Source organism: Albidovulum sediminicola (assembly GCF_025751575.1).
Classification (GTDB): Bacteria; Pseudomonadota; Alphaproteobacteria; order Rhodobacterales; family Rhodobacteraceae; genus Albidovulum; species Albidovulum sediminicola.
Genome location: NZ_JAOWLA010000001.1, coordinates 139,924 through 151,762, shown reverse-complemented (window position 1 = coordinate 151,762; position 11,839 = coordinate 139,924). Strand labels below are relative to the sequence as shown.

Annotated in this window: 14 protein-coding genes; 7 read left to right on the top strand and 7 right to left on the bottom strand. The window is 67.1% G+C overall.

Annotation, left to right across the window (positions count from 1 at the left end; all coding sequences use genetic code 11):
• Window positions 1-88: 88 nt before the first annotated feature.
• The 5 genes from OE647_RS00780 to OE647_RS00760 are packed head-to-tail and all read left to right on the top strand — an operon-like array spanning window position 89 to window position 4,679.
• Window positions 89-1,057 (top strand): Bug family tripartite tricarboxylate transporter substrate binding protein, encoded by a 969-nt coding sequence (locus tag OE647_RS00780; protein ID WP_263719683.1) that lies wholly within the window; start codon window positions 89-91, stop codon window positions 1,055-1,057.
• Window positions 1,054-1,497 (top strand): tripartite tricarboxylate transporter TctB family protein, encoded by a 444-nt coding sequence (locus OE647_RS00775; protein WP_263719682.1) that lies wholly within the window; start codon window positions 1,054-1,056, stop codon window positions 1,495-1,497. The genes OE647_RS00780 and OE647_RS00775 overlap by 4 nt, the downstream gene beginning before the upstream one ends.
• A gap of 9 nt (window positions 1,498-1,506) precedes the next feature.
• Complete coding sequence (locus OE647_RS00770; RefSeq protein ID WP_263719681.1) at window positions 1,507-3,024, top strand: tripartite tricarboxylate transporter permease; 1,518 nt, start codon at window positions 1,507-1,509, stop codon at window positions 3,022-3,024.
• 4 nt (window positions 3,025-3,028) lie between these two features.
• Complete coding sequence (locus tag OE647_RS00765; protein ID WP_263719680.1) at window positions 3,029-4,384, top strand: DUF1446 domain-containing protein; 1,356 nt, start codon at window positions 3,029-3,031, stop codon at window positions 4,382-4,384.
• Window positions 4,377-4,679: a DUF4387 domain-containing protein gene (locus OE647_RS00760; RefSeq protein ID WP_263719679.1), complete on the top strand. Its 303-nt coding sequence runs from the start codon at window positions 4,377-4,379 to the stop codon at window positions 4,677-4,679. Before OE647_RS00765 ends, OE647_RS00760 begins: the two co-directional genes overlap by 8 nt.
• Before the next feature lie 5 nt (window positions 4,680-4,684).
• On the opposite strand, the gene idi is transcribed toward OE647_RS00760, so the two are convergent.
• The 3 genes from idi to OE647_RS00745 form a co-directional block, all read right to left on the bottom strand.
• Window positions 4,685-5,164, bottom strand: coding sequence for an isopentenyl-diphosphate Delta-isomerase (gene idi / locus OE647_RS00755; RefSeq protein ID WP_263719926.1), 480 nt, complete (start codon window positions 5,162-5,164; stop codon window positions 4,685-4,687).
• Window positions 5,165-5,233: 69 nt separating this feature from the next.
• A complete protein-coding gene (secB, locus tag OE647_RS00750) occupies window positions 5,234-5,740 on the bottom strand; it encodes a protein-export chaperone SecB (protein ID WP_263719678.1) in 507 nt (168 codons plus the stop codon).
• A gap of 61 nt (window positions 5,741-5,801) precedes the next feature.
• A complete protein-coding gene (locus OE647_RS00745) occupies window positions 5,802-6,278 on the bottom strand; it encodes an FxsA family protein (RefSeq protein WP_263719677.1) in 477 nt (158 codons plus the stop codon).
• A 108-nt stretch (window positions 6,279-6,386) separates the two neighbouring features.
• Here OE647_RS00745 and OE647_RS00740 point away from each other — a divergent pair, with 108 nt between their 5' ends.
• Window positions 6,387-7,046 carry a Tim44/TimA family putative adaptor protein gene (locus OE647_RS00740; RefSeq protein WP_263719676.1) on the top strand — a complete coding sequence of 220 codons (660 nt, stop codon included), beginning with the start codon at window positions 6,387-6,389 and terminating at the stop codon, window positions 7,044-7,046.
• 43 nt (window positions 7,047-7,089) lie between these two features.
• A complete protein-coding gene (locus tag OE647_RS00735; RefSeq protein ID WP_263719675.1) occupies window positions 7,090-7,668 on the top strand; it encodes a Smr/MutS family protein in 579 nt (192 codons plus the stop codon).
• A gap of 6 nt (window positions 7,669-7,674) precedes the next feature.
• On the opposite strand, the gene OE647_RS00730 is transcribed toward OE647_RS00735, so the two are convergent.
• The 4 genes from OE647_RS00730 to hslV all read right to left on the bottom strand — a co-directional run bounded on the left by OE647_RS00730 (window position 7,675) and on the right by hslV (window position 11,796).
• A complete protein-coding gene (locus OE647_RS00730) occupies window positions 7,675-8,784 on the bottom strand; it encodes an alpha/beta hydrolase (RefSeq protein ID WP_263719674.1) in 1,110 nt (369 codons plus the stop codon).
• 63 nt (window positions 8,785-8,847) lie between these two features.
• Window positions 8,848-10,146 (bottom strand): ATP-dependent protease ATPase subunit HslU, encoded by a 1,299-nt coding sequence (gene hslU, locus OE647_RS00725; RefSeq protein WP_263719673.1) that lies wholly within the window; start codon window positions 10,144-10,146, stop codon window positions 8,848-8,850.
• A complete protein-coding gene (locus tag OE647_RS00720; protein ID WP_263719672.1) occupies window positions 10,143-11,246 on the bottom strand; it encodes a hypothetical protein in 1,104 nt (367 codons plus the stop codon). The genes hslU and OE647_RS00720 overlap by 4 nt, the downstream gene beginning before the upstream one ends.
• Window positions 11,239-11,796 (bottom strand): ATP-dependent protease subunit HslV, encoded by a 558-nt coding sequence (hslV, locus tag OE647_RS00715; protein ID WP_263719671.1) that lies wholly within the window; start codon window positions 11,794-11,796, stop codon window positions 11,239-11,241. The genes OE647_RS00720 and hslV overlap by 8 nt, the downstream gene beginning before the upstream one ends.
• Window positions 11,797-11,839: the final 43 nt, after the last annotated feature.

Sequence of the window (11,839 nt, the reverse complement as noted above, 5' to 3'; positions counted from 1 at the left end):
TTTCCCGCGAATCGTTTGCTCCGCAAGGGGAGGGAACCGTCCAGGGTGACGGAAACCCGAACCAGCGGAATATGTCTGGGAGGACAGCATGAAATTCACCGCTCTCAAGGCGCTGGGCACCAGCGCCGTCATCGCTCTTGTCTCGACCTCGTCGGCCTGGGCGACGGAATGCATCGCGCCGGCCAACCCCGGCGGCGGCTGGGACTTCACCTGCCGCCAGGTCGGCAAGCTGCTTTACGATCTCAAGCAGGTCGATGCGCCCGTGCAGGTCACCAACATGGCCGGTGCCGGCGGCGGTCTGGCCTATAACCACGTCGTGACCGAGCGGAACACCGACGCCGACCTGCTGGTGGCGGCCTCCTCCGCGACGACCACGCGCCTGGCCCAGAAGGCCTTCGGTGACGCGACCGCCGACCAGGTCCGCTTCGTCGGCGCGATCGGCGCCGATCCCGGCGTGATCGTCGTGGCCAAGGACAGCCCCTTCCAGACGCTGGGCGACATGGTTGACGCGATCAAGGCCGACCCGGGTTCGGTGGCCTTTGCGGGCGGCTCGGCCGCGGGCGGGTTCGACCACATGAAGCCGCTTCAGGTGCTGAAGGCCGCGGGCTTCACCGATATCGGCAAGGTCAAGTACATCGGCGTCGATGGCGGCGCGGACGCGATCACGCAGACGGTCGGCGGCTTCACCCAGGCGATGACCGGCGACATGTCGGAAATCGTGGGCTTCATCCAGTCTGGCGAAGTGCGCGCGCTGGCGGTGCTGAGCGAGGACCGCGTGCCGGGCTTCGACGACATCCCGACCGCCCGCGAACAGGGCTTCGACGTCGTCGCGGTGAACTGGCGCGGCTTCTACGTCCCCAAGGGCATCTCGGATGACGAGTTCAGCGCTTGGGCCACCAAGATCCAGGCGGTCGCCGACAGCGCCGAGTGGAAGGAGGCGATGGCCGCCAACGGGCTTGCGCCCTTCACCAAGGTCGGCGGCGACTTCCAGTCCTGGGTTGACCAGGTCGTCGCCGACACCGAGGCGCTCTCGAAAGAGATCGGTGTGATCCAATGATCAGAACCGACCGCATCTTCGGAGTGGTCGTGATCCTCGTGGCGCTCGCGTTTATCGCGAGCGCCTACAATCTGCCGGCTGGAAACATGTTCGACAAACTTGGGCCCAAGGTGTTCCCGATCATCGTGGGCATCGGGATGGCGGCCAGCGCGGCAGCGATGATCGTTCGGCCTGACGCGGAGCCCGACTGGCCCGCCATGAAAAGCCTCGCGGCATTGGTCTTCGCCACGGTGGTGATGATCGCCTACGCCTATATGCTGCGGCCGTTCGGCTTCCTGGTCCCGACCGCCATCGTCGCGGCGATCCTGAGCTACCAGATCGACCCCAAGCCCGCCCGCGCCGCGCTGATCGGCGTCGGCCTGTCGGCGGGTCTTTACGTCGTTTTCAAATATGCGCTGGGACTGGGCCTTGTCGCCCTGCCGCGCGCCCTGATGGGCTGAGGATATCTCATGGAACTGCTGTCCAATCTCGCGCTTGGCTTCGGGGTCGCGTTGACGCCGCTGACGCTGACGCTGGCCGTTATCGGCTGCTTTCTGGGAACCATCATCGGCGCGCTGCCGGGGCTTGGGCCCTCGAACGGCGTGGCGATCCTGATCCCGATCACCTTTTCGCTGGGCCTCGATGCCACGGCGGCGCTGGTGCTGCTGACCTCGGTCTATTACGGGGCGATGTATGGCGGGCGGATCTCGTCGATCCTGCTCAACATTCCCGGCGACGAGCCGGCGATGATGACGACGCTCGATGGCTATCCGATGGCCAAGGCGGGACGCGCGGGCGACGCGCTGGTGATTTCGGGCGTTGCCTCGTTCGTGGGCGCGCTTCTCGCGACGATCGCGCTGGCCATGGTCGCGCCCTACCTTGCGCGCATCGCCTACAAGTTCGGACCGGCGGAATATTTCGCGCTTTACGCGCTGGCCTTCGCGACGCTGGGCGGCATGGCTTCGAACAACCAGGCCAAGGCGGCGCTGGCCTCCTTCATCGGGCTGGCGATCGCGCTGATCGGGCTCGACAACAATTCCGGTTTCTACCGCTTCACCGGGGGCAACCTGCACTTGGCGGACGGGATTGACTTCCTCGTGGCCATCGTCGGCCTCTTCGCGGTGTCGGAGGTCTTCGTCTTCATCGAGACCCATGGCAAGTCGAGCGCGGTGGGCGTGAAACTCGGCAAGGTCACCATCCCCTGGGCCGAGATGTGGTCGACCCGCTGGACGATGCTGCGGTCCTCCGCAGTGGGCTTCATCGCCGGGGTGCTGCCGGGTGCGGGCGCGTCGCTGGGTTCCTTCATGACCTACATGATGGAAAAGGGCATCGCGGGCGACAAGGGCGGCTTCGGGACCGGGGTGGCCAAGGGCGTCGCGGCGCCCGAGGCCGGGAACAACGCCGCGGCCGGCGGCGCGCTGGTGCCGATGCTGACGCTGGGCGTGCCGGGGTCGGGCACGACGGCGGTGCTGCTCGCCGTGTTGATGACGCTGAACATCACCCCGGGGCCGACGCTTTTCGCCGACCGGCCGGAGGTCGTCTGGGGCCTGATCGCCTCGCTCCTGATTGCGAACTTCGTCCTGCTGGCGATGAACGTGCCGATGGTGAAGATCTTCGTGAAGATCCTGACGGTGCCGCCCGCGGTGCTGCTTCCGGGGGTCACGATGGTGTCCTTCGTGGGGATCTATTCGCTTTCGGGCAGCTATTTCGACCTGGTGCTGATGATCGTCTTCGGGGTCATGGGCTATGTCTTCCGCAAGATGGACATCCCCACGGTGCCGGTGATCCTTGGCATCCTTCTGGGCTACCAGATGGAGAACAACCTGCGTCACGCGATGACCCTTTCGGACGGCGACTGGACCTATCTTTTCTCGTCTCCCATCGCGGCGGTTCTGTGGATCGCGGCGGCGACGGGCTTCATCGCGCCGATGTTCCTGCGCGGCCTTCTGAAGCGTCCGCCGACGCCCGAAAGCGCAATCGAGGACTAAGGTGGTGCGTGTACTCATCCCGACGGGGGCCTTGGGCCTTGCCTATGACCGCGACGCGCTTTCGCGCGGCGTGGCCAACCGGCCCGATATCATCGCGGTGGACGGGGGGTCCACGGACAGTGGACCCTCTTACCTCGGGCGCGGGGTGTCGAAATATTCCCGCTCGACCACCAAGGCCGAATGGCGCGATCTCATGCGCGCGCGGGCCGAGGCCGGGGTGCCCCTGGTCATCGGGACCGCCGGCACCTGCGGCGCCGACAGCGCGGTCGACTGGCTTTACGAAATCACGACCGAACTGGCGGCGGAACTCGGCCAGAAGGTCCGGGTTGCACGGCTTTATTCGGGCCAGGCGCCCGAGATGGTGGCAGGGGCGCTGCGCGCGGGCCGGATCACGCCGCTAAGCGGCGCGCCTTCGGTGGACGAGGATACCCTGCGATCCTGCACGAACATCGTCGCGCTCGCGGGCGCCGAGCAGATCCGCGCCGCGCTCGACACCGGCGCCGATATCGTGATCGCGGGCCGTACGACCGACACCGCGATCATCGCGGCGCTGCCGATCGCCGCGAGCTGCGACCCCGGCGCGGCCTGGCACGGCGCCAAGGTCGGGGAATGCGGCGCATTGGCCACGACCAACCCGGCCTCCGGCGTGATCCAGATCGACTTCGACGAAACGGGCTTCACCCTGGAACCGCTGGGCCGGACCGCGCGGGCCACGCCCTACACCGTTTCGGCGCATATGCTTTACGAAAACACCGATCCCTTCATCCTTTACGAGCCGGGCGGACATCTCGACGTGACCGGGTCGCGCTATAGCGCGCTCGACGACCGGCGGGTCCGGGTCGAAGGGTCCGTCTGGGTGCCCGGTCCCTATACCGTCAAGCTCGAAGGGGCGCGCGTTGCGGGGTATCAGGTTGTCAGCCTGACGCTGCTGCGCGACCGCCGCTACGTGGAGAACGCGCGCGCCTGGGCCGAGGATGTCGCCAGCCGCTGCCGCAAGGTGGCGATGGAGCGAACCGGCCTGACCGCGAGCGAATTCACGATCGAGATGCGGCTGATCGGTCAGGACGCCACGCTGGGGCTGCTAGAAACCGGGCGCGTCACGCCGGTGGAGGTCGGCGTCCTTTGCATCGTCACCGCGCCCTCCGAGGCGCAGGCGGCCGAGATCGGCAAGATCCTGAACCCCTATCTGCTGCACCACGCCCTGACCGAAGACGAGCCGATGCCGACCTTCGCCTTCCCGTTTTCCCCGGCCGAGATGACCCGGGGCGCGGTCTATGAGTTCTGCCTGCACCATATCCTGGCGCTGGACGATCCGATGGCAGCCTTCCGGCTAGAGGTGACGGAGATCGGGCATGGCTGAACTGGGCCAGATCGCGCAGAAGGTCCGGTCGAAGAACGCCGGCCCCTTCTGGTTGACCGTCGATATCTTCTGCGGCGATCCCGTGACCTTTGCCCGCGTGTCTGGGGCGCTCGACAGCGCGCGGGTCGCGGCTCTTTACCGGGTGGCGGAGGCCGAGATGCGCCGCTTCGACATCGCCGATCTGAACGTCGTGAAGTTCTCCTTCCCGCGTCCGACGGTGCAGGGAACGGCGGCCGACCGCGACATGCATGGCGCGGGCTGGGCGGTCCTGCTTGAGGAAATGGAGATCGGCTGAGGCGTCTAGCCCGTCCCGAAGATCCGGTCGCGATATTCCGCCAGGTAGATGCGGAGCCAGGGGGTAAACCGGGTTGGCTCCGCTACGACCTCGGCCGCGAGGGCGTCGAGCGTCAGCCAGCGGGTCTCCATCACCTCATCCGGGTTGGGGCGCAGCGCCAGGTCCGCCGGGGCGCGGGCGATGAAGATGTCCACGACCTCGTGTTCGACCATGCCGCCGCCCACATCGGCGCGGTATTCCACCTGGTCGGCCGCGACAGGGTCGAGCCCCTCGATCCCCAATTCCTCGCGCAGGCGGCGGACGGCGCAGTCGCGCGGGTCCTCGTCCCAATGGGGATGGGTGCAGCAGGTGTTCGCCCAGAGCCCAGGCGTGTGATACTTGCCAAGCGCGCGGCGCTGGATCAGCACGCGCGCACCGCCATCCAGCACGAAGACCGACACCGCCTTGTGGCGCACGCCCTTCAGGTGGACTGCGAGCTTGTCCATGGGAACAAGCGCCCCGTCCACCCAGGCCGGGATCGGATCGTGAAGGCCGGTGGCCACGCCTGGCGCGCCTCAGTTCGTGGGCTGGTCGGCCGGCTTCTGGATATGGGCCGCGCGCCGCGCCAGTTCCTGCCGGTAAAGCGCCACGAAATCCACCGTATCGAGGTTCAGCTGCGGGAAGCCGCCGTCGGTGGTCACGTCGCTGACGATGCGGCGTACAAAGGGGAACAGCATCCGCGGGCATTCGATCATCAGGAAGGGATGCATCTGCTCTTCCGGAATGCCCTCGATGTGGAAGATCCCGCCATATTCCAGCTCCAGGATGAAGAGCGGCGACTTGTCGGCGGCATTGGCGGAGGTGACCTTGAACTTGGTCAGCACTTCATACTGGTTCTCGACCGTGCGCTTGCGGGCGTCGAGGCTGACCTGGACCTGGATCTCGGGCTGGACCTGCGCGGCGCCGATGCCCTTCTGGACGAGGATATTCTCGAACGAAAGGTCACGGATGAACTGCCCCAGGATCTGCATCTTCAGCTGCGGGGCCTGCTGGGGTGCGGCGCCGTTGGTGTCGTCGGCCATGTCTGTCTCCTGGAAATCTCGAAAAACTCGCGGGCGGGTGTAGCACCTTGCCCCACGCGCCTCAATGCCGGGTCCAGCCCGAGGGCCCGTGCGTGGGCCGTTTTTCCGGGTCGACCACCGTAAATTCGCCGTCGATCACGTCATCGGGGGTCTGCGGCCGCGCCGGTCGGCCGCCCATGGTGAAGCGTTCGACGCGAACGCGCGTGGCCAGATAGCGCAAAAGCGCCGCGCGCACCTGCGGCAGCAGCAGCAAAAGCCCCATCGTGTCGGTGAAGAACCCGGGCGTCAGAAGCAGTGCGCCCGCGAAAAGGATCAGCGCGCCATGGGCGATGGGCTCGGTCGGGTCGCGCAGTTCGTTCAGCGATCCGCGCAGCTCCGCCAGCGCCTTCAACCCCTGCATACGGACCAGCCAACTGCCCGCGATCGCCGTCGCCAAGACGATCGCCAGCGTCCAGCCGATGCCGATCAGGCCGCCGACCTTGATGAACAGCCCGATCTCGATCATCGGGACCAGGACGAATGCGATAAGAAGCGACATGGCATGCTCCGATCTTGCCGGGCGCGGTGGACTTGACCACACCCGTCCCCTACATAGGTGAGGAGCGGGAAAGTTACCAACCCCGCGCGCATTGAGGTCCTGAGGCAAATGAACGGTTCGATCATCCAGCTGCTTGTTCTTGCGGGAATAGCGATCTTTCTCATCCTGCGGCTGAAAAGCGTCTTGGGTACCCGCGAGGGCTTCGAAAAGCCGCCGGTTCCGGCGCCGCTGCCCGAACGCGGCGGCAAGCGCGGCTTCGAGGTGATCGAGGGCGGTCCGGACCGCGACATCACCGATCATGCGCCCGAGGGCAGCGAGGCGGCGCAGGCACTTGCGGCAATGAAGCAGGCGGAGCCGAGCTTCAATGTCTCCGGCTTCCTGCAAGGCGCGCGCGGCGCCTATGAGATGATCCTGATGGCCTTCGAGAAGGGTGAGCTTGACACCGTCCGCCCCTTCATCTCGCGCGATGTCTACGAGGCGTTTTCCGAGGCGGTCAGCGCGCGTCGTAGCCGCGGCCTGACCGTGACGGCCGAGTTTCTGGGCCTGCGAGAACTGGCGCTCGACTCCGCCGCGTTCGACCACGACACCCGTGAGGGCGAAATCAGCGTGCGCTTTGTCGGAGAGCTGATCTCATCCGCGCGCGACGCTTCGGGCGAGGTCGTCGAGGGCGATCCCAAGCGCCCGCGCAAGCAGCGCGATATCTGGACCTTCGCGCGCAAGATGGGCGCCAGCGACCCGAACTGGCAGCTGGTCGCGACCGGCGAATGACGCCGCCCGGCGGCTGGGGGGCTCCGGCGGGGGGCGGAGCGTGATGCGGCGCCCCCGTCCCGTCACGCCCGAGGAGCGTGACCTTTGGCACAAGGTCGCGCGCACCACCCAGGCCCTGCACTCCGAACAGCCGAAAAAGCCGGACCACGCACCGAAACCCGTCGCGCCCGAGGTGCGCAAGCCCCTGCCCGATTTCAGGATCGGAGAGACCGCGCGCCCCTTCCGCCGTCACGATCTGGCGCCGACGCTGGAGGAGGCGCTGGCCGCTCAGCCCGTGCGGATGGACCACTCTGCCTTCCGATCCATGACGCGCGGCAAGCTTCACCCCGAGGGGCGCATCGACCTGCATGGCATGACGCTCGCCGAGGCACGCCAAGAGCTTGTCTATTTCATCCTCAATGCGCATGCGGAGGGACGGCGACTGGTGCTGGTCATCACCGGCAAGGGCAAGCGCAAGGATGACGACGGCCCGATCCCGGCGCGCATCGGCGCGCTGCGGCACGAGGTCCCCCATTGGCTGAGCCTGCCGCCGCTGCGGCCGCTGGTCCTGCAGGTCGCGACCGCGCATCTGAAGCACGGCGGCAGCGGGGCCTATTACGTCTACCTCAGGCGGGCGCGCTGACGGACTCTAGAGGTTCGACATTGCGGCGACCGGGGCCATGATGATCTGCGTCGCATTGCGCACCGTGATCACTGTCCCCGCCAGGAATCCCAGACGGCCCTCGCCTTCCAGGATGCCGCCCGCGGCGGCGATCTGGCTCAGGATCAGCAGAAGGCTCGCCGAAGCGGCGGCGTCGAAATGCCCCGCGCCGGTCGAATAGGCGGTGGTATCCATGACCGTCACGGACAGATCCGCGACTTCCGCCGCGCTCTCGATGTTTCCAAGCCGCTTCCGCTCCCCCGTCAGACGCGCGGACAGCGCCAGCGCCTTGTCGCGTTTCGAGGTGAAGATCACGAAGGGCTGGGGCAGCTTTCCGATGGCCGCGACCTGGGTGTGAAACACATCCACGTCGATATCGGGCGAAAACAGCACCACGCCCGAGATCTTGCGCAAAAGGTCCGACCGGCCCGACAGCGCCATCTGGCGCAGGGTCTCCATCGTCAGGAGCGAGCCGATGGAATGGGAGGTGATGAGGATCTGATCCGCGCCCGATGCCGCCACCTGTTCCAGGAGCGTCTGGAGGCCGTCGCGGGCGAAAAGCGCGCTGTCGCGGTCATAGGCATAGCCCAGCGGATGGGCGCGCGATGGCCAGGAATAGTGCACGAAGGCCGCGTCAAGCTTCAGGTCATGACCCAGTTGCGCAAGACGGTAGGCGCCCTCGGCATAGGTGGTGTTGTAGCCGTGGACGAAGACGACCGCATCGCGCCGGCCTGCGGGCTTGCGGCGCAGTTCGCGCGCAAGCTCCGCCCGGAACGCGGCCGGGCCGGTCATGATCTCCTGCGCGCTCGCCACGAAGTCATGGGCCAGATCCGGCGCGCGCCGGGCGGGCGGCCAGTCGATGCTGCCCGGTTCCCGCTCTGGCGGGATGGCGACGTCGAGGCGAAGGTAGCGCGCCTGCTTGCTTCGCCCGTGCCCGAAGGGCTCGCCCGTGCGGGGGTCAGGTGCGCGCGTCGTCGCGATGAAGACGCTTTCCACGGTTCCGGTCCGTGCCGCAGCGGGGTCCACCGTCACCGCGCCGCGGGGAATGCAGCCTGCGGTCACTCCCACGATCATCAAGGCAAGGCAAAGCCGCCGCATCCTGCGCTCCGATAGGCCATGGCCCCTGCCGGACCATGGACGAACATAACCCGGAACCCGCCGCTAGAGTACGTATCGTGACAGGTCGGCGCTACGGGACAGATCGCCCAGGTGCCGTTCGACAAAGGCCGCATCGACATTGACGGCCTCGCCGGCGCGGTCAGGGGCGTTGAAGCTCAGTTCCTCGAACACGCGCTCCATCACGGTGTAAAGCCGCCGCGCGCCGATGTTCTCCACGCTGCGGTTCACCTCTGCCGCGATCCGGGCGAGGGCCGCGATGCCGTCCTCGCTGAAGGTGACGGTCACCTCCTCGGTCCCCATCAGCGCGGTATATTGGCGCGTCAGGGCGTTGTCGGTCTCGGTCAGGATGCGAACGAAGTCCTCCTCCGTCAGCGCGCGCAGTTCCACGCGGATCGGCAGGCGGCCCTGCAATTCCGGCAGCAGGTCCGAGGGCTTGGCGATGTGGAAGGCGCCCGAGGCGATGAAGAGGATGTGGTCGGTCTTCACCGGCCCGTATTTTGTCGAAACCGTCGTGCCCTCGATCAGCGGCAGCAGGTCGCGCTGCACGCCCTCGCGGCTGACATCGGCGCCGCGGGTTTCGGCGCGGGCGCAGACCTTGTCGATCTCGTCGAGGAAGACGATCCCGCTTTCCTGCACCGCCTCAAGTGCGATGTGCTTTACCTGCTCGTCGTCCAGAAGCTTGTCGGCTTCTTCCGAGATCAGGATCTCGTAGCTTTCGGCAACGGTCATCTTCTTGCGCGTGCGGCGCCCGCCGAAGGCTTTTCCGAAGATGTCGCCCAGGTTCATCATCCCCATGCCGGGCTGGCCCGGCATCTCGAAGGGCATCTGCGGCGCGGCTTCGGCCACCTCCAACTCGATGACCGTGTTGTCCAGTTCGCCCTTTTTCAGCCGCTGGCGGAACATCTCGCGGGTCTGCTCGCGGGCGTCGGCACCTGCGATCGCCTCGATCACGCGCTCCTCGGCGGCCTTGTGGGCGCGGGCCTTGACCTCTTCGCGCATGCGCTCGCGGGTCTCGATGATGGCGGCGTCGGCCAGGTCGCGGATGATCTGCTCCACATCACGCCCGACATAGCCCACTTCGGTGAACTTCGTCGCCTCGACCTTCAGGAAGGGCGCGCGCGCCAGCTTCGCCAGACGGCGGGAGATCTCGGTCTTGCCGACCCCGGTCGGGCCGATCATCAGGATGTTCTTGGGGTAGACCTCTTCCCGGATGTCGTCAGGCAACTGCTTGCGCCGCCAGCGGTTGCGAAGGGCGACCGCGACGGCGCGCTTCGCGTCCTTCTGGCCGATGATGAAGCGGTCAAGCTCGGATACGATCTCGCGCGGGGTCAGGTTGGTCATGTGCGCTCCGAATAGGGGGGCAGGCGGGATTTGCCGGGAAAGTCCGGCAGCGCGCGCATCACGCGGCGGCGCAACGGAATCCACCAGGTGCCCAGGATGGTGAAGAAAAGTCCCAGAAGGATCAGGATCAAGGCCCAGTCCCGGGCGCTGGCGCCCCGGTCCCCGGCGACGGCCCAGTAGATGATCGCGGCGATGTAGACGATGCCCGCGGTCAGGAAGGATCGCCGGTCGATCACCAGCGCGACCAGCGCGAAGGCGGCCAGAACCAGTATCGTCGGCACGATGTTCGCCCCGCCGCCTTGGCCCCAGATATTGCCCGCGACCGCGTTCACCAGCGCGCCCGCCGCCAGGAGGTGCAGCCAGAACGCCGTGGCGGAGTGGCGCCCGGTCCGGTGCGGGTCGGCGAGGTCGAAGGACATGGCCCCGGCGAAGGCCGCCAGCCCGAACACGACCGAGGCGAGCGTCAGGTTGGCGCGCGGCACGAAGCTCTGGGCCCAGCCGTCGATGTCGTCGAAACTGCCGCCGGGGTTGTAGCGGGTGAAAAGCGCATAGGTCGCCATCATCGCGAAGCCGCCCAGGATGAACATCGCGAAGGGCAACTTGAAGCGCCGGAACCAGAGCGCGGTCGCCCCGGCGGCAATGGCGGCCGACAGGAAAGCCACCGCCTTCAGCCCCATGTCCGACTGGCCAAGCATCGTCAGCGCAGAGACGTAGATCCCGCCGGAATAGGCGCCCACCAACACCATCGAGGGCAGGTTCATCCGCCAGCGCAGCGTGAAGAACCGCGCCATCCACCAGGAAATCGCGGCGATGATCGCGGGGATCGCGATCAGGATGCCGACGCCGCCGATCACCCCCAGCAACAGCGCGATGCCCCCCAGAAGAATGGCGAGGCCAATGGCGACAAAGATCTCGGCGAAGCCCTTGAAGAACTCGAAGGGCTCATCCTCGCGCGTGCGGGCCGCGCGGTCGTCGGCCCGCCGGTTGCTGAGCGCGTTCAGCTCGGCCGCCTGGGCCTCGGTCAGGATGCCGGCCTTCGCCGCGGCACGAATGTCCGCGGGGTCCATGCCTTGGGGCGCGCCTTGGGGGGCGTCAGCCACGGATCGACTCCACCGTCAGGTTGCCGTTGGTGTAGACGCAGATGTCGGCGGCGATGGCCATGGCCTTGCGCGCGATATCCTCGGCCGGCAGGTCGGTCTCCATCAGCCCGCGCGCGGCGGCCAGGGCGAAGTTCCCGCCCGATCCGATGGCGGCCACGTCGTGCTCAGGTTCCAGCACATCGCCCGCGCCGGTCACGACCAGAAGCGTCTTGCCATCGGTGACGATCAACATCGCCTCCAGCTTCTGAAGGTATTTGTCGGTGCGCCAGTCCTTGGCCAGTTCCACGCAGGCGCGGGTCAGCTGGCCCGGCGCGGCATCGAGCTTCTTTTCTAGCCTTTCGAGCAGGGTAAAGGCGTCGGCCGTCGAGCCGGCAAAGCCCACGACCACGTCGCGCCCGCCGGGGCTCAGGCGCCGGACCTTGCGGGCGGTGCCCTTGATGACGGTCTGGCCCAGGCTCACCTGCCCGTCGCCTGCCACCACGACCTCGCCGCCCCTGCGCACGCCGATGATCGTCGTGCCGTGCCAGCCGGGAAACCTGTCTTCGGACATGCGCGTCCTCCCTCTCGTTCACCGCCCTATATGGCGGGCCGGG